Genomic DNA, 25,849 nt, shown 5'->3' with positions numbered 1-25,849 from the left:
ACAGCCCAGCTGCAGGTCAGTACCCGGCGGCGGCGGTGATCATGTCACCGGAGGGCGCGACGAGATACCAGACGCCCCCGACGCCCTGGCCTGTAATGTCCCCCGCCGCAAGATCCTTGGCGTAGTAGTACACGGGCATCCCGTTGATGGTCAGCTGCTTCTTGCCGTCGGGGGTGGCAATCGTGCCCACGGTGCCGGTGACGCCGTCGACGGTCGGTGTGTCAGACGTGGCGAGGACCGGAGGCCAGGCCTCGAGGCAGCCGCCGGTGCAGGCGCTCTTCCCGGAGTCCTTGACGTCCTTCGTGTAGTAATAGACGCTCATGCCCTTGCCGCCCACCACGATCTTGCCGGCGGAGGAATCCGCGACCAAGAGGTCCGCTGCGGCTGCGGCCGGAGCCGACGTCGAAACGGGGCCCGACGTTGAAGGAGCCGTTGCGCTGGTTGGCGGCGCCGCCGTCGTCGCGTAAGGGTTGCTTCCGCCGCCGCCGCCGGCACAGCCGGAGAGTAGTGCGGCGAGGGCTAAAGCGGACAGGCCGATGCTGAAGTGGGTTTTCATCTGCTGCTCCTTGACTCGAATGCCTTGACTCGAATTGCTCCGTTGCTCGAACCGGCGAACGGGTCCGGCCGGCGCTAACCGTTACGACGCCGCCGGGGTAAGAATGGTTCACAACGGGCCCCGGATGCCGCCCCGGAACCGGAGCGCGTGAACTTTTCCGGCGCTCTGCACGTCGTAGGGGCAGAAACGCGGGAACCGAAGGGCGGAACCGAAGGGCAGAAGCGCGGGGCGGAACCGCAGAGAGGGGAGGGCCGTCATGCCGCTGGACGAAGACGTGGTGGCTGCGATCTACCGCGACCACGGAGCGGCGCTCAGGCGCTTTGTCCTCAGTGCCTGCCGGGATCCTCAACTGGCGGATGACATCGTGCAGGAGACCGTGCTGCGGGTCTGGCAGCAGGCTCCGCACATCACCGGAAGCATGCGCAGCTACCTGTTCCGGACCGCCCGAAACATCATGATTGACAACTACCGCAAGGCCCAGCGCCGGCCCCGCGAGACGACGGACCGGGAGCTGGCCGACCCGGCCGGCGGCGCGGAACGCGTCGACGAACTCCTCAACCGTGTCCTGATGGAAGAGGCGTTGCTGCGGCTCAGCGCGGAGCACCGCGACGTCCTCGTGGCCCTCCATTACCGCCGCTATACCGTCCAGGAGGCATCGGTCAGTTTGAATATCCCGAGTGGAACAGTGAAGTCCCGGGCGTTCTACGCCGTACGGGCCCTCCGGACGATCCTTGATGAAATGGGGGTGCAACGGTGAGTGCTGCAGACCCGCACCAGCTGCTCGGCGCCTACCTGCTGGGTGGCCTCGCGCCTGACGATGCCGCCGCTTTTGAGCAGCACTTGGCCCGTTGCACGGACTGCCGGCAGGAGCTGGACGAATTGGCCAGCCTCCCGGCGCTGCTGGACGCGCTCCCGGTGCCCGACGCCGTCGCCCTCGGCAAGGTGGCCGGGCGGGAACCGGCGGTGTCGGTTCCCGCGCCGGCTTCCGTGCCGCGGCGGCTGCTCGATGAGCTGTCCTCGCGGCGCCGGAAGGCACGGCTCCGGTGGTCCGCGGCGCTGGCCGCGGTGGCGGCGGCGTGCCTCGCCGCAGGGGTTCTGGGCGCGCCGCTGGTCAACCCGCCGCCCAAACCGGACGCCAGCTACTCCGTCCAGGCCAGCAATGGACTGCAGATCACGGTGGGCATGGTCAAGAAAACCTGGGGCACTGAGCTCGCGGTCGATGGCCGGAGCCTGCCGGTGGACGGCACCTTATCCGTCTGGGTGAAGGACAGCGGCGGCGGCGAAGAGCGCGCCTGCGCGTGGACGGCCACGCCCAGCGGAAGGGTCAGGATCACCGGGGCCACGCCCGTGCAGCTGGCGAATATCGCCAGCGTGGAGATGCGGAACGGGGAGCAACAGACGATGGCCGTCATCGCCGTGCCCCGCGGTTAGCGACGGCGGCGAGCCCCGCCTGCCTATTCCGTCACACCCCTCTGCTCTACTCAGGGTGGGAGAGCTGTCGGCTTCTCCACCACCTGCGGCATGGACGTCCGCACCTGCGAATGGGGATTCGTTATGGAACAGGCTTATGTGGTTGTCACGTCAGGGAAAGAACTCGCGCTGCGCCTGACGGGGGCCGGACGGACCAGACCGGCGGCCGTCATTTCCTGGCATCCGGAGCAGCGGGACAACCGAATCGACGTGGAACACATCGCCCGGGAGATTGGCGACCTGGCCGAGGTCTATTGGCTGGAAAACGGCCCGGAAAGCTATGCCTTTGGTGACAGCCTGCCGGCCGGGGCGCACGTGTTCGGGAATGCGGCGCGCGTCTATTCGGAGGATCTCCGCTGGATGAAGGACGTGCACCGCAGCCCGCTCCGGACGGCGCGGGACCGCCAGGCGGCTGTCCGCGCGGCCGAGGACATCATTGAAGACGTGCTGAACCTGATCACCGTGGTTCCGCCGAAGGCTGCGCCGGTCCGGACGGCGCCCCGGCGCGTCAGTGGCATCGTCAAGGCGTTCGCCAGCGCGGGTTCCCGCGCTATCGTCGAACTCGTCGACGGCAGCTGCTGCACCATCCAGCGCGAACACGTTTCCCCGCCGGTCCGCCTCGACTGGATGCTGGAGCTCGGGCAGCCCGTCGACGGCGACCTCAACGACGAGGACAAGACGCTTGACATCAAGGACCTGCGAAAAACTCCCCGGCTCGCGGAGCTCTACTGCTCCGGCGACCTCGTCCTCGCCCTGGCCGAAGAGGTCTGCGCCAACAGCGCGAAGCTCACCCTCTACCCCGGCTCCAGCTGGTCCGTTGAACGGGCCCGCGTCTCCTCCAATCCCCTCGACGCCGTGGACAGCCTGGTGACGGAGGGTGAAGTGGTGGTGGCGCGGTTCCTGAGGGAATGCGGAAGGGTGGTCTTGTCCCTGCTGGACGTCGATGATGACGCCGACGTCCTGGACGCGCCCGCGCTCCTGACTGGCGGTACCCCTTGGCTGCAGTCCGGCCGGCACCTCACGGAGCAGTCGGTCTCGGGACGGACATTTCCCGCCGAAGCCGCAGGCGTCCCCGGAACGGGAGCCGTTGGCGCGGAGGAGGACGGTGGTTCCGCGGCGGCGGCGGTGCCCGATGCCAGGCCGCCGGTTGCGCTGATGACCGTCCAGCTCCAGCTGGAAGCCGAACGGAGGAAGGTCGCGGCTTTGCAGGAACTGGTCTCCGCCGCCAGCCAGTCCGGCGCCGGACTCGTCAGCCTCCAGCGGGAACTTGATGCCCTCCGGGCGGAACTGGCAGCGGAACAACACATCGCGGAGGCAGCCCGGGCGACGCTGCAAGGCACGGCCGTCCGGCTTGCCCGGCAGCAGGAGGAACTCCTCGACCTACGCGCCTACAAGCGCAGGGCGCAGCCCGCTCTCAAGCGCGCGCTGACTGCCGATTCTGAGGGGTTGTTCGCGGCTGACGAGGAACGGCTGACGCATGACGTTTATCTCGCGTGGGCAAAGAACGTTCCGGCGTCCGACAAGGCGCGGCAGGCGCTGCCTTCGGACTGGACGGCCAGTCCCGGGTTTGCGGCATCACTATACGGCTTCACCGAGCCCGGGGTCGTGGCCAAGGCGCTGAAGGCCACGGTCGAGGTCTTGACCGGGGCGGCGGAGCGGAACGCTGCGCGGGAAGTCCATGCGCTCCGGGCAAACTCGGGCGGCGACGCAGCCCAGACGGTGCGTGAGGACGGGGCGAAATGTTTCCGCGCTGCGATCGAGCAGAACGTGGCGTCGGCCCGGCGGCTTCACTACTGGCGCCTGCAGGACGGCACGATTGAGCTGTCCCGCGTCGTGGTCCACGACGACTTCAAACCCTAAGGCACGGGGCAGTGCGGACCCATCATGAAGCACTGCGAACCCCACCAGGAATACGACGGCGGCGACCACACGATCGTGGCCGCCGCCATCCGCTCCCTCAGTGCAGGCTAAGCCCGCAGCGGAGCCAGGCCGTCCGCCTTCACCGTTGCTGCTGCCGACAGATCGCTGAAGGCACCGCGGTACCGGGTTGCGGGGTGGGTCGGCTCGAGCTTCGGGCCACGGCCGAAAACCTTCTCGCGCAGGGTGCCCGGCGCGTACTCCGTCTGGGCCAGGCCCCGGCGCTGCAACTCGGGCAGCACGCCCTGGATGAAGTCGGTGTAGGACCCGGGGATGATCTGGTTGATGATGTTCACACCATCGATCCCGGCATCCTGCCACCGTTCCAGTTCGTCCACGATCTGTTCCGGCGTACCGGCGATCTGCTGGGCCTTGGCCCGGTATCGCGCCAAGTCACCAATGGTCGGCTTGCCGCCGGGCACGGACGCGATGGCCGCCTGAAGAACGCCCTGGGCACCCTCGGTCTCGATCTCGCCCAGCGGGGTATCGAGCGGGAGACCACCGAAATCGACGCCGATCCCGCCGCCGATATGCGCGATGATCGTGTGGAGGTCCAGGTAGTCGTCGTATTCGGCCTGCTTGCGGGCGACCTCTGCTTCGGTGCCGCCGATCACGAAGGACAGTCCGCCGAAGATCTTGACGTCGCCGGCGGCCCGGCCTGCCGCGGCCTCGAGGGCCCGGATCGAGGCAGTCTGCTTCTTGACGTAGTCAACGTTGGGCGCAAAGAGGAAGGTTGCCTCCGCGTTCTCTGCGGCGAATTTCTTGCCGCGGGAGGAGCTCCCCGCCTGGAACAGGAAGGGGGTGCGCTGCGGGCTGGGCGCGACCAGGTGCGGACCGTCAATGGAGTAACGGGACCCCCGGTGGTTGATTTTGTGGACCTTGGCCGGGTCCGCGTGGATGCCGCGGACCTTGTCGGCCAGCAGCGCGTCGTCGTCCCAGGAACCCTCCCAGAGCTTGTAGGCAGCCTCGGTGTATTCCTCGGCCCAGTCGTACCGGTCGTCGTGCGGAGTGAGCCCGGCGTTGCCGAAGTTCCGGTGGGCGTTCTCCAGCACGCTGGTAACGATGTTCCAGGCGACACGGCCATTGGAAATGTGGTCAAGTGTCGACAGCTGACGGGCCAGCTGGAACGGATCCGACTGGATCACCGAGCTCGTCATGGCGAGGCCAATATCCTTGGTCACGGCGGCCAGCGCGGAGCAGAGTACTAACGGATCGTTCGAGGGGACCTGCAGCCCCCGCTCCACCAGCGAGGCCCAGCCGCCCTCGTGGTCACCGTACAGCCCCACTACGTCGGCGAAGAACATCGCATCGAACTTTGCGTCCTCCAGCTCGCGGGCCAGGTCGACCCACAGCTGCAGCTCGTTGAAGCGGTGCTGCTGCGCCTCCGGATGCCGCCATTGACCGCCCAGGATGTGAGTGGTCGTGTTCATCACGAAGGCGCTCAGGAGCAGCCGGGGACGTTCGTCAAAGGTTCCCATCAGGAATCACTCCCCTGGATGTGCTGGGTTGCCTGAACCGCATCTCCGATGCTGTGGAGGCCCGTGGGAATGGTTCCGTTGATGTGATAGTCGCCGACGGACCGCGCCTTGAACACCGCCGGGTTGTGGGTGGCTACCGTGCGGGCGTTGCGCCAGTGCCGGTCAAGGCCCTTGCCCCGGCTGGTCGACGAAGCGCCCGTGACATCGAACAGCTCATTGGCAGCGGCCAGGACCAGGCCGGGGACCGTCACATGGGCCTGCTGCACTCCGAGCTCGGCCCGGACGAAGGCGGCGTCCGCATCAAGTCCGAGGGAAGCGTCGACGGCAGCATCCAGATCGCGTGCGGCCGCCACCACGATGGACCGGGCGGCGTACACGCCGGCGGCGATCTGGCCAACGCGTTCCTGGATCAGCGGATCGTTCCGGAACAGCGAACCTGACCCGGTATTGAAGGTGCGGGTGCGGTCGCGGACCAGCGTGCTGGCGTCGCGAAGCGCCGCCTGGCCGATTCCGACGAGCACGGCCAACAGTACGAGCTGGAAGAAAGCCGGTTCCAGCGTGCTGGTGACCTTGCGCTGGATGATGTCCCCGGCGTCGACCTCCACGTCCTCAAAGATGGCCGTTCCGGTGCCGGTGAGCGGCTGCCCGAACCCGTCCCAGTCGTCAAGGATCGTGACTTTGGGGTCGTCCACCCGGACCAAAGCGTACTGGCGGCCCTCGCGGCCCTCCGTGCTCGCCATGACCACGACCCAGTCGGCGAAGATGCTGCCGGTTGTGTAGTACTTTTCGCCCTTCAGCAGCCAGCGGCCCCCTTCCTCGCGAAGCTTGGTCTGGGTGGTGCCCAGCGCGTTGCCGGAGCGTTCCGTCGCAGCGTTGCCGAAGATCTCCCCGGCGAGGACCCGCGGAAACCAGCGGTTACGGAACTCGACCGGCTGCAGGGCAATCGTTTCCACGAACGAGAAGTGCGATCGCAACAGGTGTGAAACGTTGGAGTCCGCGGCGGCGAGTTCGATCAGCAGCCGGCTCAGGTGCTCGTAGCTGACGGGCTCCCCGCCGTGCTCGGCGGGGACACGGATGGTGGTGAAGCCGCTTTCCTTCAGCCAGGCGACGGGCTCGAACGGCAGGACGCGGTTGGACTCGCGTTCCAGGGCGCCTTCTGCGATCCGCGCGAAGACATCCTGGAAGCGCGCGGACAGCGCAGCGTAGCGGGCCTCCTCGCTGAGTTCTCTTACTTCTATCGAGACAGTCATCATGTTCCTAACGTTGAAGGGGTACTGACGTTCTTAGTTGCCGGTCGCCGCGACGAGTTCGCGCAGCCGGTGGCCGGGGTTCGAATCGAGCAACAGGCGGGTGTATTCGCTTTGCGGGGTGGAGAAGACCTGCGCAGTCGGGCCGACTTCGCGCAGCTGGCCCCGGCTCATCACGCCGACGTCATGGGCGAAGCGTTCAACAACGTGCAGGTCGTGGGAAATGAACAGGTAGGACAGTCCCAGGTCGCGTTGCAGGTCTTCGAGCAGAACCAGGATCTGGGCCTGCGTCAGGACGTCCAGGGCGGAGAGGGCCTCGTCCAGCACGATGGTGCGGGCGCCCAGGGCGAGGGCCCGGGCGATCGCCACGCGCTGGCGCTGGCCGCCGGACAGCTCCTTGGTCCGGCTGCCGGCGACCCGGGCGGGGAGGTTCACCTGGTCAAGGAGTTCGGCAACCCGGGCACGACGTTCCAGCCGCGACCCGACACGGAAATTCACCAGGGGCTCGGCGACGATGTCCCGTACGGTGAGCCTCGGGTCGAGCGCCGAATCCGGATTCTGGTACACCAGCTGCAGGGAGCGCCACAGCTCCCGCTTGTCTTTGCCCTGGATTGACGTGACATCGTTCCCGTGGACCTCCACGGTGCCTGACGTAGGGTCCAGCAGCCGCATGATCATGCGGGCCGTGGTGGACTTGCCCGACCCGGACTCGCCGACCAGAGCGAAGGTGGTTCCCTGGCGCACCGCAAAACTGACGTCATCCACGGCGCGGTGTTCAGTCTCGCCCTTGCCGAAGATCTTGGTGAGTCCGCGGACTTCGATCGCCGCAACGGGCTCCTCGCGGGCCGTAACCGCTGCGCCTTGGTCGGTTTTCGGCGCGGCCGGAGAGGCCTCCCGGAGCAGCCTGAGCGTGTAGTCGTCCTCCGGCTGCGCCAGGATGTCGGTGACCGTACGGTCTTCAAGGATCCTGCCCTGCCGCATCACCACGATCCGGTCGGCCAGATCGGTGGCGACGGCCAGATCGTGGGTCACAAAGATGACGGACGTCCCGTGGTCCCGCGCCAGCCTGCTGAAGACCTCGAGCACCCGCCGCTGCACCGTGACGTCCAGCGCCGACGTCGGCTCATCGGCAATCAGCAGCTTCGGTCCCAGGCTGAAAGCGATTGCGATCAGGACCCGCTGCTTGAGTCCGCCGGAGAGTTCGTGGGGGTACTGTTTCAGCCGTTCCGCCGGCCGGTCGATGCCCACCAGCTCGAAAAGCCGGATGACCTCCGCCCGGATCTCGCTCCTGGAGCGCTTGCCTTCCTCCGGGTGCAGCCGGAAGACCTCGGCCACTTGGGATCCGACCGTCTTGACCGGGTCCAGCGAACCGCCGGGATCCTGCGGAACCATGCCGATCTTGCGGCCACGGACTTTCTCCATGGCGCGTTCGGAAAGCGCGGTCAGCTCAATGCCGTCGAACACAATGGTTCCGGCAGAGATCCCTCCGGCTTTGGGGAGAAGGCCGATGAGCGATTTGGCCAGCGTGCTCTTGCCGGAACCGGATTCGCCAACGACGGCGACGATTTCACCCGGCTTGAGGACCAGGTCGAGTGAATCCGCGGCCACGACGGCCCCTGGACCGCGGCCGTATTGGACCTGCAGTCCGCGCACCTCAAGTAGCGGCCCGGGCTCGGTGATGGGTTTTACTGCGTTGAGAGTCATGGGGCTCCTCACTAGAACCGGAAGATCTTGAGAAGCTGGCGTCCGAGACCGGCCAACAACACCACCGTCAGCACGATGACCAGGCCGGGGAGGCTTGTCATCCACCACGCGCCGGCGAGGTACTGCCGACCCTCGGAGATCAGCAGGCCCCATTCCGGGGTGGGGGGAGGTGCGCCGAAGCCGAGGAAGCCAAGCCCGGAAATTGCGAGAATGGCAGCGCCAAGGTCGACGGCCAGCAGAGCGAGGACCGGGCCGCATGAGTTCGGCAGGACATGCTTCCAGACGACGGACCGGTAGGATCCCCCGTTGAGGAAAGCGGCCTCGACGTAGTCCAGGTTGCGGACGCGCAGGACTTCCGAGCGCACCACGCGGGCGAACGAGGCAATCGAGGCGATGCCCACACCCACACCGAGCGAGATCGGTCCCGGGGCGAACGCCGTCACGATGATCAGGGAGATCAGGAATCCGGGCACCGCCAAAAGCACGTCCACGAGGCGCATGGTGCCCGCATCGGCGGCCCTCCCCGCCGTCGCGGCAAAGAGGCCCAACGCCGTTCCCGCCACGAAACCGATCAGGACAGCGAGTCCTGCGGTGAGCAGGGTCTGCGAGGTGCCGTAGACGACCCTCGTGTAGACGTCCCGGCCCAAGTGGTCGGTGCCGAACCAGTGCCCGGCACTTGGCGGCTGGAATTTCTGCTTCGGAATGCCACTGATGGGGTCGAAAGCACTGAACAGGCCCGGCAGGAAGGCCCACCCCAGAACGATCAGCAGCGGAATGACGGTCAGCCACAGGCCCGCCGAGCGCAGGATGCTTCCTTGGCGCCCTTCCTGGCCACGGACGGCGCCGCCGCCGGCCGGCGGCAGCGCCAGCTCGGGGCCAGGATCTGTTTGTAGTAGCTCGATACTCACAAGGTTCTCCGTTCCGTCTCAGGCAGCCAGTGCTTTTGGCGAGCCGTGGGCACTGCTCTTGAGGATGCGGGGATCCAGCAGCGGATACAGCAGGTCGACGATCAGGTTCACTGCAACGAACGCCGACGCCGTCAGGAGGACCAGACCCTGGACCAGCGGGACATCCTGGCCTGTGACGGCCTGAAGGACCACCGAGCCCAGGCCGGAGCGGGCGAAAACGGTCTCCGTGATGACGGAACCGGCAAGCAGCGTCCCGACCGTGATGCCGGCAATGGTCATTGCCGGACCCGCGGCATTCTTCAGGGCGTGGCGGTAGAAGATCCACGCGGGGGATGCGCCCTTCGCCCGCAGCACGTCGACAAAAGGCTGCTCATAGACGTGGGTGATGCTCTTGAGCAGTACCTGCGCGATCGGGGCGGAAACGTGAAGGGCCAGGACCAGGACGGGAACTGCCAGCGACGCAAAGGAGCCGTCCGGGAAAAGGGACATCACCCCGAGCTGGATGGACAGCAGCTGCAGCAGCACGAGTCCGAGCCAGAACACCGGAACCGCTGCGAACAGCGGCGGGAGATTGGTGATGAATCGCTTCAGCGCCGCCGAGCGGCTCAGCGTGGCCGAGGCCACGAGGGCCACCGCGAGGACGACGGCCAACACGAAGGCGCTGGAGGCCAGCGCCAGGGTGGACCCGGCCACCGCGCCGATGCGGGTCGCCACCGACTGCCCGGAGGCCAGGGAATACCCCACGTCTCCACCGAGCAGCTGCCCAAGCTGGCTGAAGTACTGCACCAGCAGCGGCTGGTCGTAGCCGTATTGGGCCTTCATGGCATCGATCGTTGCCTGGTCCGCCGCAGCGTCCGCCGAGAGGAAGATCGTGACCGGATCGCTGGGCAGCAGCTGGACTGCCAGGAAGACGAGCGTGTACGCCAGCCAGATGACAAGCAGTGCCTGCCCGAGGCGCCGCGCAAAGTAGGGGCCCATAACGACCTACTTGCCGGTCTTCCAGGCACCCTGGAAGACCGGCGCGGTACCGGAGGTGAAGTCGACATGCGCCTTCGCGTTGGCGCCGTAAACCTGGACTTCGTCCCAGAGCACGAGGGCCAACGCCTGGTCGACAACCAGCGCGCGCTGCTCTTCGGCGACCAGCTGCTTGTGCGCTGCCGGGCTGGCGGCGGCGCGTTCCGTGGCAAAGAGCTCATTGAGCTGCTGGTCCGCGTTCAACGTCTGGGTATTGGTGACCGGGCCGAAGACCGGGCCCAGGCCGCCGTAGGCGAACTGCCGGGTGCCAAAGAATTCCACGTTGGGATCCTTCATCGCGGTCGCCAGGAAGGCGTTGTCTGCCGCGCGGTTGACCAGCTTCACGCCGATCTTGCGCCACTGCTGCTCGATCAGTTCGAAAGCGGGTTTGATGACCACGGAGTTGTTCGACGACGTGACGGTGACCTCGAGCTTCTGGCCGTCCTTGGCGCGGATGCCGTCGGAGCCAACCGCCCAGCCGGCCTCCTCCAGCAGGCTCTTCGACTTCTCCGGGTTGTAGGCCAAATCGGCGGAGAAATCAGTGAAGTCAGGCGCTTCACGGTTCAGCACGGAGCCGGCGAGTTCGTAGCTGTCGGAGAGCACCGTGTCCTTAAGCGTCGGCCGGTCGATGCCCAGCTGCAGTGCCTGGCGGACCTTCGCGTCCGCGAGTTTGCCGCTGCCGATCCGCACGGCTGCCATGTTTGCGGTCAGGTCAATGCCCTTGGCCGGCAGGACCTGGTTGCCGCTCCCGGCCAGGGCGGTTTCGTCGGCCGGCTGCAGGCCGCGGACCAAGTCAACCTGGCCGGTCTGCACAGCGCCCGCACGGTGCGCCACTTCCGGCAGGTACTTCACGACGACCTTGTCCAGATAGGCGGCGCCCTGGTTGGCGGCACCTTCCGGGGCCCAGGCGTAGTCGGAACGCTTAGCCAGGACGATTTCCTCGTCGGCCTTCTCTGATTCGAAGGTGAAGGGACCGGAACCGGAGATCTTCGCGATGGCCGACTGGCCGGCGTTGTCCAGGGTGAGGGTCTTCGGCGAAACGAGTCCGGCGGTGACGGAGGACGTGGCGCGCAGGAAGTTGGCGTCGGGGGAGGACAGTGTTACTTCCACCTGGTCCTCGCCGATGACCCGGGAGGACTGGTAGGTGGAGAAATCAACGTTCGGCTGGATCTTCGCGCCCTCGATGCCCTTGCCCAGGGCCTCGAAGTTGGCCTGGACAGCCTTGGCGTCCAGCGGTGTTCCATCGCTGAAGGTCACTCCCGGGCGGATCGTGAAGGTGAACTTTGTCTGGTCCTCGCTCGCGGTGAACTTGCTGGCGATCCAGGGGACAAGCTCGCCCTTCTTGGCATCGAAATAGGTCAGCCGGTCCAGCACGCTGTTGAGGACGTTCGCTTTTTCGTAGAAGCGCGCCGCCTGGGTCTGGAAGTTGTTGATCGGGGTGACCTCGGCGAAGACGAACGTTCCGCCCTGCACCGGAGTTCCATCCTGGACCTGCGAGGCCGCGGATCCGGCCGGGTTGGCGCCGCAGGCGCTCAGGGCCAGGGCCGCCGCCCCCATCAGGGTCAGCAAACGCAGCGCGCGGCGTTTTGCCTTCGCGTTCGTCGTTGCCGTGCGTGATTCATTGGTATCCATCGGGGATCCTCTCGGTCATGACCGAGGAACTCCAGAACCGCAGGCCCCACACACGCCGGCCGCCGCAGGGCGCAGGTTGGTGGGAACTTGGGATCGTGGCAATATCCATCGGTCCTGGCATTAGCACCGTGCCCGAAGGTGGTTGCTACGGCGTCATCGAGCCAGGTCTCTCAGCCGATCTGGATGGTTGGTAATTCGTTCAGAAGGACGTTTTTTGTTGCCCCGACCGTTTCCGGTGGAGGCAACACCTACTTTCCTGCAGAATCTTCGATTTCCCAATAATTACGACACGTTCTGCAACAAACGATCACAAACGCCCGGTTTCCCGTGGGCGTCCGGAATGTGGCGTTACATTTTTGCGAGTTTCGCCCGCACCATCATGAAGATGCCGTAGCAGATCAGGCCCACGCCGACGGCGGCCAGCATGTACACGCCGAAGGGCTGGTCGCGGAGGGCCTTCAACCCGCCGTCGATCCCGGTTGACTCCTCGGGGTGCACTTTGACGGTGGCAATGATGACCAGGAGTCCCACGAGCAGCAGGGCGATCCCTTTGGCCGCATAGCCCACGACGCCCAGGACCGTCACCGCCGTCCGCGCTTTTTGCGAGGCCGGAAGGCGGAGGTATTTGGCGAATGACTGGCGGAAGCCCCTGATGGCGTACACGATTCCCGTGATTCCCACGGCCGCCCCGATGGCGAGCAGGAGGACGTAGCCGCCGGGGGCTTTCATCACGGACGCCGTGAGATCGCTCGTGGAGCTGCTTTGGTCAGACCCGGCGCCGTTGGCGAACGAGAACAGCGTGATGGCCAGCCCGGCGTAGACGACGGCCTGCAGCGCGGCTTTGAGCTTCTTGGCCAGTTTCTTTTTGGCCGGCAGGTGCTCGAAATCGAAAATGGCGTCACTGGTCTGCCAGATGGCGAGGGCAACGCAGGCCGCAAATGAAGTCCACAGCAACAGCGGGCCGGCCGGCTGGCTGGCGAGCTGCTGGACCGCGCCGCTGACGTCGGCCTTGCCTTCCCCACCCATGGCCAGCCGGATTGCGACCAGGCCGATGAGGAAGTGCAGGACGCCGCTCACGGCGAAACCGGCACGGGCCACGAGCTCCAGCGCACGGGAATTCGTGATGTCTTCCGCAGCGTCCGCAGCGGTTTTCATTTCTTTTTTGATGGCGGGTTCCTCAACTGGCTCGGTGGTTCTGCCGGGCCTCTGGCCGGCCCGGTTCTTGCATCTTCCGCAATCGTGCCACGCCGAGCCGCCCACGAACAGCACCCGGGAATCCGGACTTTGGCAGGCACCGCCTCGGCGGACCCGAAAGGCCGGCCCGTCGGCTGGCGGCGGCCTTTTCCCGGGCTACCGGCGCCGGTAGCTCAGGTCAAAGATCAGCCGGCCCGCCTCGTGCGCTTTGTTCTCGAAACTCGTCAGGATCCGGCCGTCGAACCGCGGAGCCCAGCCGCCCGTCTCGTCGGTGCCCTCGTTCGGGCCGGTGTGTTCTGTGCTCACAGGCGCGCGGCCCTCCTTGACGGGGGCGCCGCCCACAAGGGACTCGACGCCGGATTCCCACACCTTGGTGAGGGGGCTCTCGGAGCCGCTGCGCTCGCCGTCGTGCAGGTTCTCGAAGTCGGGGGAGCCGGCCAGGACTTCCCGGACGTGCACGGCGTAGTTGGACCAGTCCGTCGCGATACGCCAGAGGCCGCCGGGCTTGAGGGCCCGTGAGGCCAGTTCGGCGAAGGCCGGCTGGATGAGGCGGCGCTTGTGGTGCCGGGACTTGTGCCAGGGGTCCGGGAAGAAGACCCAGAGCTCCGTCACGGAACCGGCCGGCAGCATGGTGGCGAGCACCTCGGGGGCGTTCGCCTCCACGACCCGGACGTTGCTCAGGCCGCGGCTGTTGATCTTGATCAGGGTGTTGGCCAGCCCCGGCGTGTAGACCTCCACGGCAAGGAAATCCGTGTCCGGGTTCTCCTCCGCGGCGTGGCAGACGGCGTCGCCGAGCCCGGAGCCGATCTCCACGATCAGCGGCGCCTTGCGGCCGAACTCGGCTTCGGCGTCGAAGACGTAGTCCGGGTGTACGGAGGTGTTGGCGATGTGCCGGGGGACGTCGACGGCCCACCGGTCCGAATGTTCCTCCCACGCAACCTGCCGGCGGCCCTGCAGCCTGGTGCCGCGGCGCACGAAGCTGACCGGGCGGCCGCCGTACGTGCCGAAGGAGGCCTGGCTGCCGGGGGTCACGGGGCGCGGTGGCTGCGGCGTTTCGGGGGATTCTGGGGTTTCACTCATCCCTTCCAGAATAGTGGAGTTCCGGCGTCGGGCCGGTGGGACCGTGGCACGCGTTCCTGTCCGGGGTCCGTGGCAGACTGTCCGCATGAACGACGCAATACGCGAATACTGGGACGGGCAGGCGGCGGACTTCGACCGGGAAGCCGACCACGGCCTGCTGGATCCGGGCGTCCGCCGGGCCTGGGCGGACCTGATCCTGCCGCTCATCCCGTTGCCCGGCAGCGACGTGGCGGATTTGGGCTGCGGGACCGGCAGCCTGTCCATGCTGCTCGCCGGGGCCGGACACCGCGTCCGGGGCCTGGACCTGTCCGCCCGGATGGTGGACGCGGCGCGGGCCAAGGCCGCCGGAGCGGCGGAAGCGGCCGGCGGCCGGCTTCCGGCTGCCGTTGAATTCCTGCAGGGTGATGCCTCGGCGCCGCCGTACGCGCAGGCGGGCTTCGACGTCGTCCTGGCCCGTCACGTGCTGTGGGCACTCCCGGACCCGGACGCCGCGCTTGGCCGGTGGACGCGGCTCCTGCGCGGACCCGGAACGCTGGTCCTGGTGGAAGGGATGTGGGGCACCGGGGCTGGCATCCCCTCGAACGAGTGCCGGGAACTGGTCCTCCGGCACCGCCACCACGCCGACGTCGTGCCGCTGACGGACCCGGCGCTGTGGGGAAAGGAAATCAGCGACGAACGCTACCTGATCCTCAGCCGGAACTGAAGGGGGCGCCGGCGGGGCGCTGCTGCCAAGGCCAGCGCTGTTGACAACGCCTGCGGCGAGCGGCCTGCCAGAATGGGTCCGTGACTGCACCGAAGAACTCCCAGGACTCCACCGTCGGCGGCCTCGACATCGAGGACGGCCGGGGCATGCTGGTGGACGCCGAAATCGACGACGTCCCGGCCGCGGAACCCACCCGGGTCGCCAGCCGCCGCGCCCTGGCCTACCTGGGCGTGTGCCTGGTGTTGATCGGGCTGAACCTCCGCACCGTGTTCTCCAGTTTCTCTGCGGTTCTTCCGGAGGTGACGGCCGACGCCGGGCTGCCCGGCTGGGCGGTAGTGGTCCTCACCACCGTGCCGGTGACGCTGCTCGGGGTGTTCGCCCCGCTGGCTCCCGTCCTGGCGCGCCGTTTCGGGGCCGAGCGCGTCCTGCTGGGTGCGATGGCGGTCCTCACCGCCGGGCTGCTGCTGCGGCCCTTGGAGGCCGGAGGCGCCGGCCATCTCCCCGCCCTGCTGGCCGGAACGGCAGCCTGCGGCGCCGCGATCTCGCTCTGCAATGTGCTGCTGCCCGGCCTGGTGAAGCGCGACTTCCCGCACCGGCTCGGCCTGATGGGCGGCCTCTACACCACGGCGATCTGCGCCTCAGCGGCCCTCGGCGCAGGGTTCACTTACCCGGTCTTCAGCGCGACAGGGGAGTGGACTGCGGCGCTGCGGTTCTGGGCGTTGCCCGCCGGCGTCGTTCTCCTGCTGTTCGTGCCGGTGGCCATCCGGCAGCGCCATGGCCGCCAGCGCCTGTCGCGCGGCGGCGTGAATGTTTGGCGCTCGGGGATTGCCTGGCAGGTGACCATCTTTATGGTGCTGCAGGCGATGATGTCCTTCAGCGTTTTCGCCTGGCTGGCACCGATCCTGCGCGAACGCGGCGTGGACGGCGGCACGGCCGGGCTGATTGTCTCTGTCTCGATCGTGCTGCAGATGTTGGGGTCCCTGTTTGCCCCGGCGCTGGCCACCCGTTTCCGGGACCAGCGCGGCATCAACACCGTGGTGGCGCTGATGACCGGCGGCGGCTTCGCACTGAGCATCTTCGGTCCGCTGGAGCTCATCTGGCTGTGGACCGGGCTGCTGGGCCTCGGCCAGGGCAGCCTGACCGCCGTCGCGCTCACCATGATCATGGTCCGCACCCGGGACGGGCACACCGCCGCGCACCTGTCCGGCATGATGCAGGGCGTCGGCTACGGGGTGGGCTCCACCGGCACCCTGCTGGTGGGCCAACTGCACCAGGCCACGGGGTCCTTCGCGGCGGCCGGGGTGCTCTTCCTCGCCGTCGGATCGCTGGCCGCGGTGTTCGGCTACCGCGCGGGGCGGAACCGCTTCGTCGGCGGCTGACGCCCGGCAGTTGGACTCAGCGGCGCCCGGGCCTTCAGGTACTGGTCGACGAGGTAGTCAGCAATGGCCAGGCAGGACGTTGCGGCCGGGGACGGCGCGTTCCTCAGCAGCGTCACCGGCCCCACCTGGTCCACGGCGAAGTCGTCCAGCAGCGATCCGTCGCGGCCCCAGGCCTGGGCGCGGACGCCCGAGGCTGTCTTCGCCGTCAGGTCCGCCATGGTGAGCTCGGGGATGAAGCGCCGCGCCTTGCGGTAGTAGGCCGGTTTGAAGAGTGACGCGCTGATCTCGTCGACGCCCATCCGCCAGTGCTTTTTCGCTAGCGGGCCGGCCCCGGGCCACCTCAACGAATCCCAGGAGTCCTTCACCGAGACCGAGCGCCAGCCGTAGCCCTCGCGGGCGAGTGCCGGGACGGCGTTGGGACCCACGTGGACGTCGTCGTACACGCCGCGGGTGAAGTGCACGCCGAGGAACGGGAACCGGGGGTCCGGCACCGGGTAGACCATGCCCCGCACCAGGTGGTTCCGTGCCGGGTTGAGTGACCAGTATTCGCCCCGGAACGGGAGGATTTTCGGTGAGGGGTCGGCGCCCACCAGGCGCGCCACGACGTCGGACTGCAGGCCGGCGCAGGCGATCACCCGGTCGAAGACGTGCTCGGACCCGGCAGTTCGTACCCGCACAGTGCTGCCTTCAACAGCCATCGCCACCACCTGCTGCCCGAGCAGGATGGTGCCGCCGGCCGCCCGGACGTCCTGGGCCATCGCTTCGGTAATTGCCGCGAAATCCACGACGGCGGTGTGCGGCGAGTGGACCGCAGCTACCCCCGCGACGTGCGGTTCGATCTCCTGCAGCCGGGCGGCGCCGTTGAGCCTGGCCAGGCCGGGCACGCCGTTCGCCCGGGACCGCCGCTCAATTTCGGCCAAGGCGGGCAGTTCGGTCTCGTCGACGGCGACCACCAGCTTGCCGACTTCCCGGTACGGAAGGTTCTTCTGCAGGCAGAAGTCCCGCAGGGCGGCGCGTCCGGCAACACACAGCCGCGCTTTCAGCGATCCCTCGGCGTAGTAGAGGCCCGCATGCACGACACCGGAGTTGTGCCCGGTCTGGTGGGCGGCCAGGCGGTGCTCCTTCTCAAAGACCGTGACGTCGCCGGTCCCGGCCAGGGCGAGGGCGCGTGCCAGCGCGATGCCAACAATCCCGCCACCGATGATTCCGATTCGTTCAGTCACGTCATTGTGTCCTTGTCGCCGCGGTCTTCACGCGAGTATAGACCGCGGCTGCCGCGTCGCCGCTGGGCTCCCTGCGCCGCGGTTTGTTGGGGTGGGCCGGAGCGGTCGTGCGCCAGTCCCGCCGGCTGTGGCATGCTTCCCCTTGAGCCAACATTCCATGACTATCGATCAGGCCTTGACCTTGCCCCGCATCACACCAGCCCCGACCCTGGAATCAGCCGGCATCTTCCACCGCGAATACCTGCTGGTGACCCTGGGCGCTTGTGCCCTCGTGTTCCTGGCCGCCTTCGAATCACTGGCGGTGACCACGATCATGCCGCTGGTCAGCCGTGAGCTGGATGGGGCCGCCTTTTACGCCTTGGCGTTCGCCGGCCCGCTCGCCACCGGCGTCATCGGCATGGTGGCCGCCGGCAACTGGTCTGACCGGCGCGGCCCGGTGGGGCCTCTGTACGCGTCCGTGGCCATGTTCGTGCTGGGCCTGCTGATCGCCGGAACAGCGTCGGCCATGCCTGTCCTCGTGGCGGGCCGGCTGGTCCAGGGCCTGGGCGGCGGCGCCATGACCGTGGCGCTGTATGTGGTGATCGCCCGGGTCTATCCGCCCGTGCTGCACCCGAAGATCTTCGCCGCGTTTTCCGCGGCGTGGGTGATTCCCTCGCTGGTGGGACCCTTCGCCGCCGGCATCGTGGCGCAAATGCTCAGCTGGCACTGGGTCTTCCTCGGCGTCGTGGGCCTGGTCGTTCCGGCCCTGCTGATGATCGTGCCCGCCCTGCGAGGGCTGCGCGGAACGCCCGACGGGGGAACGCCCGACCCAAGGGCTGCGGAGGGCGCCGCCCCGGGGGACATGTCCACCCCTTCCCCGCGGAAGGCCGCGGGCTACGGCCGGCTGGCCTGGGCCGCCCTCGCGGCGCTCGCCGTGCTCGGACTCAACCTCTCGTCCCGGCTGCCGGTGGCGGGCGGAGTCGTGGCCGTGGCCGCCGTCGCCGTGGCCCTCATCGCCGTCCGCCCGCTGGTGCCGCGGGGCACGCTGACGGCCCGCCGCGGGCTCCCCAGCGTCATCCTGACCCGCGGCCTGGCTTCAGCGGCGTTCTTCGGCGCCGAGGTCTACCTCCCGTACCTGCTGGTGGAGCGATACTCCTTCTCGCCCACCTTCGCCGGATTGGCGCTCACGGGCGGAGCCGTCTCGTGGGCCGCGGGCTCCGCTGTGCAGGGACGGCTCGGGTCGCGCCTGGACCACCGCCGCGCGGTGCGAACCGGCGCGGCCATGGTCCTCGCCGCCGTCGTCCTGGTGCTCGCGACCACGCTCCTGGGCTGGCCGGCCGCCGTCGCGATTGCCGCGTGGGTGGTCGCGGGTGGCGGTATGGGCGTGATGTACGCACGGCTGAGCGTCATGACCCTGGCCCTGTCCAACAGGGACAACGAGGGCTTCAACAGCTCGGCCATGTCCATTTCCGATTCGCTCGGCGGGGCGCTGTCGCTCGCCACGACGGGAATCATTTTTGCCGCGTTCACGACGACGGCGGCGTCCTTCGGCGGCGTCTTCGCCCTGACGGCGCTGATCGGCGTCGCCGCCGTCGTGGTCGCCCCGCGGGTTTCCCGGCGCGCGTAGCGCGGGCGCCGCATCCGCTGCGTTCCCAGCGGTGAGGCGACGTGAAGCGCCCGTGTAAAGGCCGGTGTTAAAGCAACGGAGCTCCGGCCGGTGGTTCCGGCCGGAGCTCCTTGCCCGGTGCCTTTCGGCCCCGAAGGCGGGTGATGCCTAGCTTGCTGCGGGCACTGACGCGGCGTCGCGGACTGCTTTCCATTCCGCGATCCGGGCCTGCTGCAGCGGCGTCTGGCGGTTGAAGTACCAGGCCGCGCCCAGCATCAGGAACCAGAGCGGCGCGACCAGCAGGGCGAGCCGGGTGTCGTCGGCCTGGCCAAGCGCTACCAGCATGAAGCCGAAGAAGGCGAGCACCACGTACGGCATGAAGCCCGAGCCCGGCATCTTGAACTTCGAAGCCGCGTGCAGCTCGGGACGGCGGCGGCGGAACACGATGTAGCTGATCAGGATCATGGACCAGACGAACATGGTGAGCACGGAGGCCACCGAGGTGACCACGGTGAACGCGCCGATCACGGAGTCGCCCGAGTAGAGCAGGATCAGCCCGGCCAGCAGGAAGATGCAGGAAAACAGCAGGGCGTTTTGCGGAACCTTGCGGATGCTCAGCTTGCCGAAGGCCTTCGGGGCGTTGCCGTCCTGGGCCAGGCCGTAGACCATGCGCGAGGTGGAGTAGATGCCTGAGTTGGCGCTGGAGGCAGCGGAGGTGAGGACCACCAGGTTGATGACCACGGCGGCGATGCCGAGGCCGGCCAGGGTGAACATGCCGATGAAGGGGCTGCCGGCGGCATCGATGGTGCGCCACGGGTTGACCGCCATGATGACCACCAGGGCACCCACGTAGAACAGCAGGACGCGGATGGGGATGGAGTTGATGGCGCGCGGCAGGTTCTTCTCGGGGTCTTTGGTTTCTGCTGCCGCGGTGCCCACGAGCTCGATGCCGGCGAAGGCGAAGATGGCGATCTGGAAGCCGAGGATGAAGCCGAACATGCCGTGCGGGAACATGCCGCCGTCGTTCCACATGTTGGCCAGGTTCGCCACTGCGCCGTTGGGGGAGGTGAAGTTCGTGGCGATCATAACGATGCCGGTGCCGATCAGCGCCAGGATGGCCACCACCTTGATGATGGCGAACCAGAATTCGGCTTCGCCAAAGGCCTTGACGGTGGGGAGGTTCAGCAGGATCAGGACAACAGGAGTGATCAGGGCCGGGATCCAGAGGGGTGTGCCGGGCGCGAGCTTGTCCACATAACCGGCGATCGCGACGATGTCGGCCACGCCGGTCACCACCCAGAAGAACCAGTAGGACCAGCCCGTGAAGAAGCCCGCCCAGGGGCCCAGGAGATCGCCGGCGAAGTCGCTGAAGGACTTGTAGTTCAGGTTGGAGAGCAGGATCTCGCCCATGGCCCGCATGACGAAGAACAGCATGAAGCCGATGATCATGTAGACGAAGATGACGGATGGGCCGGCCAGTGAGATGGTTTTGCCGGAGCCCATGAACAGTCCGGTGCCGATTGCGCCGCCGATGGCCAGCAGCTGGATGTGGCGGTTGCCCAGGGCGCGGGCGAGGTGCGGTTCCTGGCCTTGGCTGCTGGGGGAGGACTCTGGAGCGATGTTCGGGACAGCCGTGGTGGTGCGTTCAGACATTAGGCTTCTTCCTTGTTACAGGCGGGCCGCGGGCGGAGAGCATTCCGCCGGAGGCCCGCACGGATCCATCGAAGGTGTGACGGAGGTAACACTTTGTCGTGTGAATTAAGCGTACGGGCGGCATTCCGGGGTCCCCGCGGCGCCGCCGTCCGGCGGGCCGCCGCCGTCGTGCGTCCCGGGGCGGGGCCTGCGGGGGTCGCGTAAGCCGCAACGGCCGTGCGGGGAAAAGGCCCGCCCCGCCGCGAATCCGGGAATTTTCGACGCCGGCGCCAGCCTGCCGCCGCCGGTCCGGCCGGTCCTGCGGAGCGGGTGTGCGCGCCGTACTGACCTTCGACAAGTGTCGACTATCCGCGCCCCACTTGTCGTCCCGTGTCCCATGTCATATCTGAAGCCGCCAGGCCGGGCACGCGAGGTCGACGGCCGACCCCGGGGCGCAACCTAGTCCTTGCTGAAGCCCTGCTTGAGCTTGCGGGCGACGTCCTGGACGTTTTCTCCGATGTCCGCCGCCGCGCGCTTCGCCCTGTCGCCGGCCTCCTGCAGCTTGGCCTTGGCCTGGTCATGCTGGCCTTCGCGCTTGAGATCTTCGTTACCGGTGAGCCTCCCGGTGCCTTCCTTCGCCGCGCCGAGGTGGTTGATGACCGTGCAGTTGACCTTGTCCATTGCCAAGATTCTGCCCTTCCGGTGATGACTGCCGTAGCGGTTTTGCTGGCCGACCCGGCCTTGGCGGTCCGGTCAGCTCCGAAAACCTTGGATCGGGTAACGGAGGTTATTCGAACCTGGCGGGAAACGGATGGCCCCGGCAACCGGTCGAGCCCCCGGCGCCCGGGACACGCGAGATCGCCGGGTCCTTCCGGCGACCCAGCACGTAACCGGCGACGTCGACGGCGGATGGGGTGCTGCCGGGCCCGCTCAGCGGGCGGCGAGGCGGGTGGCGCGCAGGACGGCGTCGGTCAGGGCGGCAGCTTCGCCGTCGGGCCCGGTGGCGCTGCGGTGCCGCGTGTCCACGACGTCGAGCCGCCACTCCGGCGCCTCAATGCCCAGCTCGCGCGCCAGCTGCTCGGCCGTGTAGAACTTCTCCGGCGCATGGTGGTGCTGCCCCCACGGCGGCAGCCCCTCGGGGTGGTGGCCCACAATCAGCAGCGTCCCGCCGGTCCGAACCGCGGCGGCGGCCAGCTGCAGGGCCTGCTGCCAGGGCATCACCGTGGAATGCAGGAACTGGGCCGTGACCAGGTCGAAGAGTTCCCCGGGCACCCAGGTGGCGAGATCCTGCCGCAGCCACGTGATGTTCCCGCTCTGGCCGCGTTCCTGCGCATGCGCGTCCGCCCGCTCCAGCGCAACGGCGGAGACGTCGACGGCGGTGACCTTCCAGCCGCGGCTGGCGAGCCAGATGGCGTCCGCCCCCTCGCCGCAGCCCAGGTCAAGGGCCGTCCCGGGCGGAAGGGGCGCGGCCTCGGCGATCAGCTGGGGGTTCGGTTCGCCGCTCCAGATCCTGCTCCGGCTCCGGTACTTTTCGTCCCACACCTCGGCCGCGCTGGTGTTGCTGCCCTCCGCGGGGTGATCGTGCTCCGTCATCGCTGTCCTCGCCGGTCGTGGGGTGGTGGGTCGATTTCCACATCATGGCAGGGGAACACCGCCGGTGGAACCAACGGCTGGGCGACACAAGAAAATCACCGCATGGAAACGCCGTCGAAACCTTGGTGGTGGAGGCTGGAGCCGGAGAGCGGAATGACGCTGGGGTGAATCCGGATCCGGGGAGGGGACAGGCCATGACTGCAGAGGTTTCGCAACAGATTCAATCGTGTGGGGAGCTTTCGGTGGGGGACGAGATTGAAGCGTGGCATAACGGCAGGCTCTTCCACCGGGGCAAGGTGATCAGGACGGTGGCAGCCACGGACCTGTTCTGGATCCTGGACGAGCGGACGGGCACCCGGCGGCTGATCGACGCCGAGGCCCTGGTCATCGTGCGGGTAGCGGTCCCGGCCGCCGGCCGCGCCATCGCGGCGACGTTCGGTGCCGCGGCCGGAAGTGAGCCGTCCGCGCTGCCGCCGGAGCGGGCCCCGGAGGCCGTGCGGCCGGCGTCGCACGTCCCGCTGTTCCAAGCCCCTGCACTGGTGCCCTGAGCGGGCGAAAGCGGTCCTGGCCTCGCCGGATGATAGACTGAAGGAACTTGATGTGCAGTGATGCCCACTTTGGTCTTGAATGATCGGTCCGGTTCATCAACCGGTTCCCCTGCTGGATTCGTTCCGGATTCCGTTTCAGGGAGTGGGACTTTTTCATGTGAGAGGCACATCCTGCGTCGATGAACGCGTTCTATTTGGTCCCGGCCGCTACTGCCGCAAGGTTGGTAGCAGCCCGGTTGATCACCTGACTTTTCTTCGGCGAACCCCTGGGCCAACCGGCACCGGGGGCCGATATCCGCACGGATACCGCCTGAAAGACCTTTGAAACTTATGACTACTTTTGCTGCCCTCGGCACGCCCAAGGCCCTCGCCGACACCCTTACCGCCCAGGGGATCGTGGAACCGTTCCCCATCCAGGTCAAGACCCTGCCGGACACCCTGGCCGGACGCGACGTCCTGGGCCGCGGCCGCACCGGTTCCGGCAAGACCATTGCTTTCGCGATTCCGCTTGTAGCACGACTCGCTGAGCGGGAAGCCAAGCACTTCCGCAAGCCCGGCCGCCCGATGGGCCTGGTCCTCGCGCCGACCCGTGAACTGGCCACCCAGATCAACGCCACCATCGAGCCGATGGCCAAGGCCATGGGCCTGAACACCACCGTGATCTACGGCGGCATTTCCCAGGCCCGCCAGGAAAAGGCGCTGCGCGCCGGCGTCGACATCGTCATCGCCTGCCCGGGCCGCCTGGAGGACCTGATCCGCCAGCGCATCCTGACCCTCGAAGGCGTCGAGATCACCGTGCTGGACGAGGCCGACCACATGGCCGACCTCGGCTTCCTCCCGGTGGTCAAGAAGCTCATGGACATGACCCCCAGCCAGGGCCAGCGACTGCTCTTCTCCGCCACCCTGGACAACGGCGTGGACAAGATCGTCCAGCGCTACCTGTCCAACCCGCTCACCCACGCAGTGGATGAGTCGCAGGCCGCGGTGACCACCATGGAGCACCACGTCCTCGTCGTCAACGACCAGACCGTCAAGAAGCAGCTGATCGTCGAGCTCGCCTCGGGTGCCGGCCGCCGGGTGCTCTTCCTGCGCACCAAGCACCACGCCCGCAAGCTCGCCAAGACCCTGACCGACGCCGGCATCCCCGCCGTCGACCTGCACGGCAACCTGTCGCAGAACGCCCGTGACCGGAACCTGGCCGAGTTCTCCTCGGGCGAGGTCCGTGTCCTGGTCGCCACCGACGTCGCCGCCCGCGGCGTCCACGTCGACGACGTCGAGCTGGTTATTCACGTGGATCCGCCCACGGAGCACAAGGCGTACCTGCACCGCTCGGGCCGTACCGCCCGCGCCGGCTCCGACGGCACCGTGGTCACGCTGACCCTGCCGGAGCAGCAGTCCGACGTCAAGAAGCTCATGAAGGCTGCCGGCGTCGAGGTCAACTTCGAACGCGTCACCGCCAACTCGCCGCTGGTTGCAGAACTGGTGGGCGAAATGGCCGACAAGATCGATCCGCGCACCCGCGCTGCACTGCTGGCCGCCAAGTCCAACCAGGGCGGCGGCAGCTCCACCGGTGCCAACGCCGAGCGCAAGCGCGCCCGCCGCACCACCCAGGCTGCACCCACCGCGGGTGGCCGTGGTGGCCGTGGCGGACGCGGACGCGTCGGAGCCGAGGCTCCCCGTACCGATCTTCCCCGTGCCGAGCGCCGTGCCGTGGCCTACGAAGGCCAGGCTGCTGCGCGCAACGCCGCCGAGCGTGTCATCGAGCGGAACGAGGACCGGATGGATGCCGAGCGCGCCGAGCGCCGCAGCGCCCGCGCCCGCTCGACGTCGTACGGCACCCACCGCAACGATGTTCCGTCTGCAGGCGGCCGCGCCTCGGCCGGCCGCGGTTCCGACGGCCGCGCAGCCGAAGGACGCAGCGACGCCCGGGGTGCTTCGGCTCCCCGCAGCGGAGCACCCCGCAGCGGAGCCCCGCGCACCGGTGGCGCTCCCCGCACGGGTGGCGCAACCGGCGGCCAGCGCGGCGGACGCCCGGCAACGGGCCAGCGTGCAGCTGCCGGCGCCAAGTCCGGCAACGCCGGCGGCAACGCGGCTGTCTGGTCCTCCAACACCGGTGGCACCTCGGGCGGATCCTACGCAGGCGGCGGCAACGGCCGCTCCGGCGAAGGCCGTCCGGCACGCAGCGGCGGCCCCCGCCGCGCGTCGGCCCCGGCGTCGAACGAACGCCGCAGCCGCTAGGATTTCGGTTTTTCGCTACGCAAACGGACGGACGCTACGGGGATTCCCGCAGCGTCCGTCCGAAAGCGTAGCGCCAGTCTGAAACCGCAGCGACAGCTACCAGCCGCGGGCGCGCCACTCCGCCAGGTGCGGACGCTCCGCGCCCAGGGTGGTGGGCTTGCCGTGGCCCGGGTGCACCACGGTGTCATCCGGATACACGTCGAACAACCGCTCGCTCACGTCGGTGAGCAGCTGGGCAAACCGCGCGGGATCCTTCTGCGTATTGCCCACCCCTCCCGGGAACAGCGAGTCGCCGGAGAAGATGTGTGCCGGGCCTTCCGGGTCCTGGTACACGAGCGCGATCGACCCCGGAGTATGGCCGCGCAGGTGCACTGCCGTCACGTCGAAGCCCTCGAAGTTGCCGACGTCCCCGTGATCCAGCAGCACATCCACCGGCACCGGCAGCTCCGGGGCGTCATCCGTCCCGGCCGCCGTCTTCACTCCGGTGGCTGCCACCAGGCCCGGCAGCGCGCGGACGTGGTCCCAGTGCTGGTGGGTGGTGGCAACCAGCGCCAGTTTCGGCGCCGCGGAGGTATCCGCGGCGGCGTCGGCGAGCAGCCCCTGGATGGCGGCCAGATCATCGGCCGCATCGATCAGGAGCTGGGCGCCGGATGCCTTGGCCGTCAGCAGATACACGTTGTTGTCCATTTCGCTGACCGAAATCCGGCGGATGGTGATGTTCCGTAACGAGTGAATAAGCGAGTCCATG

General features: G+C 67.9%; 22 protein-coding genes and 1 riboswitch. Of the genes, 8 read left to right on the top strand and 14 right to left on the bottom strand.

The genetic code is table 11. The features are described 5' to 3' along the window. Positions 1 to 16: 16 nt before the first annotated feature. Positions 17 to 556: a hypothetical protein gene (locus LDO13_RS16640; RefSeq protein WP_224047780.1), complete on the bottom strand. Its 540-nt coding sequence runs from the start codon at positions 554 to 556 to the stop codon at positions 17 to 19. Positions 557 to 812: 256 nt separating this feature from the next. Here LDO13_RS16640 and LDO13_RS16635 point away from each other — a divergent pair, with 256 nt between their 5' ends. The 3 genes from LDO13_RS16635 to LDO13_RS16625 all read left to right on the top strand — a co-directional run bounded on the left by LDO13_RS16635 (position 813) and on the right by LDO13_RS16625 (position 3,886). Further along, on the top strand, positions 813 to 1,313 hold the full coding sequence (locus LDO13_RS16635) for a sigma-70 family RNA polymerase sigma factor (protein WP_224047779.1): 501 nt from the start codon (positions 813 to 815) through the stop codon (positions 1,311 to 1,313). Beyond that, positions 1,310 to 1,987, top strand: coding sequence for a zf-HC2 domain-containing protein (locus LDO13_RS16630; protein WP_224047778.1), 678 nt, complete (start codon positions 1,310 to 1,312; stop codon positions 1,985 to 1,987). Before LDO13_RS16635 ends, LDO13_RS16630 begins: the two co-directional genes overlap by 4 nt. Positions 1,988 to 2,110: 123 nt before the next feature. Continuing rightward, positions 2,111 to 3,886 carry a hypothetical protein gene (locus LDO13_RS16625; RefSeq protein ID WP_224047777.1) on the top strand — a complete coding sequence of 592 codons (1,776 nt, stop codon included), beginning with the start codon at positions 2,111 to 2,113 and terminating at the stop codon, positions 3,884 to 3,886. Positions 3,887 to 3,993: 107 nt separating this feature from the next. Here the strand turns inward: LDO13_RS16625 and LDO13_RS16620 are convergent, their stop codons facing one another. From LDO13_RS16620 to trmB, 8 genes are all read right to left on the bottom strand, one after another. Beyond that, complete coding sequence (locus LDO13_RS16620; protein ID WP_224047776.1) at positions 3,994 to 5,421, bottom strand: NtaA/DmoA family FMN-dependent monooxygenase; 1,428 nt, start codon at positions 5,419 to 5,421, stop codon at positions 3,994 to 3,996. After that, complete coding sequence (locus tag LDO13_RS16615) at positions 5,421 to 6,671, bottom strand: acyl-CoA dehydrogenase family protein (protein ID WP_224047775.1); 1,251 nt, start codon at positions 6,669 to 6,671, stop codon at positions 5,421 to 5,423. Before LDO13_RS16615 ends, LDO13_RS16620 begins: the two co-directional genes overlap by 1 nt. Positions 6,672 to 6,704: 33 nt before the next feature. Then, positions 6,705 to 8,372 (bottom strand): ABC transporter ATP-binding protein, encoded by a 1,668-nt coding sequence (locus tag LDO13_RS16610; RefSeq protein WP_224047774.1) that lies wholly within the window; start codon positions 8,370 to 8,372, stop codon positions 6,705 to 6,707. An 11-nt stretch (positions 8,373 to 8,383) separates the two neighbouring features. Then, positions 8,384 to 9,280, bottom strand: coding sequence for an ABC transporter permease (locus tag LDO13_RS16605; protein ID WP_224047773.1), 897 nt, complete (start codon positions 9,278 to 9,280; stop codon positions 8,384 to 8,386). An 18-nt stretch (positions 9,281 to 9,298) separates the two neighbouring features. Beyond that, the gene (locus LDO13_RS16600) at positions 9,299 to 10,258 is read right to left on the bottom strand and encodes an ABC transporter permease (protein ID WP_224047772.1); all 960 of its coding nucleotides are present in this window, start codon (positions 10,256 to 10,258) and stop codon (positions 9,299 to 9,301) included. Between the two features lie 6 nt (positions 10,259 to 10,264). Continuing rightward, a complete protein-coding gene (locus tag LDO13_RS16595; RefSeq protein WP_224047771.1) occupies positions 10,265 to 11,926 on the bottom strand; it encodes an ABC transporter substrate-binding protein in 1,662 nt (553 codons plus the stop codon). A gap of 102 nt (positions 11,927 to 12,028) precedes the next feature. After that, positions 12,029 to 12,116: riboswitch (SAM riboswitch) on the bottom strand. Positions 12,117 to 12,274: 158 nt separating this feature from the next. Beyond that, positions 12,275 to 13,081, bottom strand: coding sequence for a DUF1206 domain-containing protein (locus tag LDO13_RS16590; RefSeq protein WP_224047770.1), 807 nt, complete (start codon positions 13,079 to 13,081; stop codon positions 12,275 to 12,277). A 195-nt stretch (positions 13,082 to 13,276) separates the two neighbouring features. Next, entirely contained in the window at positions 13,277 to 14,200 is a 924-nt protein-coding gene (gene trmB / locus LDO13_RS16585) for a tRNA (guanosine(46)-N7)-methyltransferase TrmB (RefSeq protein ID WP_224047769.1), read from the bottom strand. 85 nt (positions 14,201 to 14,285) lie between these two features. Here trmB and LDO13_RS16580 point away from each other — a divergent pair, with 85 nt between their 5' ends. Together LDO13_RS16580 and LDO13_RS16575 are read left to right on the top strand one after the other, a co-directional pair. Next, a complete protein-coding gene (locus LDO13_RS16580; RefSeq protein WP_224047768.1) occupies positions 14,286 to 14,903 on the top strand; it encodes a class I SAM-dependent methyltransferase in 618 nt (205 codons plus the stop codon). 146 nt (positions 14,904 to 15,049) lie between these two features. After that, the gene (locus LDO13_RS16575) at positions 15,050 to 16,282 is read left to right on the top strand and encodes an MFS transporter (RefSeq protein WP_224049820.1); all 1,233 of its coding nucleotides are present in this window, start codon (positions 15,050 to 15,052) and stop codon (positions 16,280 to 16,282) included. Here the strand turns inward: LDO13_RS16575 and lhgO are convergent. Beyond that, entirely contained in the window at positions 16,246 to 17,505 is a 1,260-nt protein-coding gene (lhgO, locus tag LDO13_RS16570) for an L-2-hydroxyglutarate oxidase (protein ID WP_224047767.1), read from the bottom strand. The two genes, LDO13_RS16575 and lhgO, sit on opposite strands and share 37 nt — an antisense overlap. A gap of 157 nt (positions 17,506 to 17,662) precedes the next feature. Here lhgO and LDO13_RS16565 point away from each other — a divergent pair, with 157 nt between their 5' ends. Next, positions 17,663 to 19,111 (top strand): MFS transporter, encoded by a 1,449-nt coding sequence (locus LDO13_RS16565; RefSeq protein WP_224047766.1) that lies wholly within the window; start codon positions 17,663 to 17,665, stop codon positions 19,109 to 19,111. Positions 19,112 to 19,258: 147 nt separating this feature from the next. Here LDO13_RS16565 and LDO13_RS16560 read toward each other — a convergent pair whose 3' ends face one another. The 3 genes from LDO13_RS16560 to LDO13_RS16550 all read right to left on the bottom strand — a co-directional run bounded on the left by LDO13_RS16560 (position 19,259) and on the right by LDO13_RS16550 (position 22,315). After that, the gene (locus tag LDO13_RS16560; RefSeq protein ID WP_224047765.1) at positions 19,259 to 20,743 is read right to left on the bottom strand and encodes an amino acid permease; all 1,485 of its coding nucleotides are present in this window, start codon (positions 20,741 to 20,743) and stop codon (positions 19,259 to 19,261) included. A 438-nt stretch (positions 20,744 to 21,181) separates the two neighbouring features. Continuing rightward, positions 21,182 to 21,403, bottom strand: coding sequence for a CsbD family protein (locus LDO13_RS16555; protein ID WP_224047764.1), 222 nt, complete (start codon positions 21,401 to 21,403; stop codon positions 21,182 to 21,184). A gap of 249 nt (positions 21,404 to 21,652) precedes the next feature. Continuing rightward, complete coding sequence (locus LDO13_RS16550) at positions 21,653 to 22,315, bottom strand: class I SAM-dependent methyltransferase (RefSeq protein ID WP_224047763.1); 663 nt, start codon at positions 22,313 to 22,315, stop codon at positions 21,653 to 21,655. 242 nt (positions 22,316 to 22,557) lie between these two features. Here LDO13_RS16550 and LDO13_RS16545 point away from each other — a divergent pair, with 242 nt between their 5' ends. Continuing rightward, entirely contained in the window at positions 22,558 to 22,863 is a 306-nt protein-coding gene (locus tag LDO13_RS16545) for a hypothetical protein (protein WP_224047762.1), read from the top strand. Positions 22,864 to 23,193: 330 nt separating this feature from the next. Beyond that, positions 23,194 to 25,101 carry a DEAD/DEAH box helicase gene (locus tag LDO13_RS16540; protein WP_224047761.1) on the top strand — a complete coding sequence of 636 codons (1,908 nt, stop codon included), beginning with the start codon at positions 23,194 to 23,196 and terminating at the stop codon, positions 25,099 to 25,101. Positions 25,102 to 25,197: 96 nt separating this feature from the next. Here LDO13_RS16540 and LDO13_RS16535 read toward each other — a convergent pair whose 3' ends face one another. Continuing rightward, positions 25,198 to 25,848 (bottom strand): MBL fold metallo-hydrolase, encoded by a 651-nt coding sequence (locus tag LDO13_RS16535; RefSeq protein WP_224047760.1) that lies wholly within the window; start codon positions 25,846 to 25,848, stop codon positions 25,198 to 25,200. Between the last annotated feature and the right edge of the window lies 1 nt (position 25,849).

It is taken from the genome of Arthrobacter sp. NicSoilB4 (assembly GCF_019977335.1).
Lineage (GTDB): Bacteria > Actinomycetota > Actinomycetes > Actinomycetales > Micrococcaceae > Arthrobacter.
This window is presented reverse-complemented; position numbering and strand designations above follow the sequence as displayed.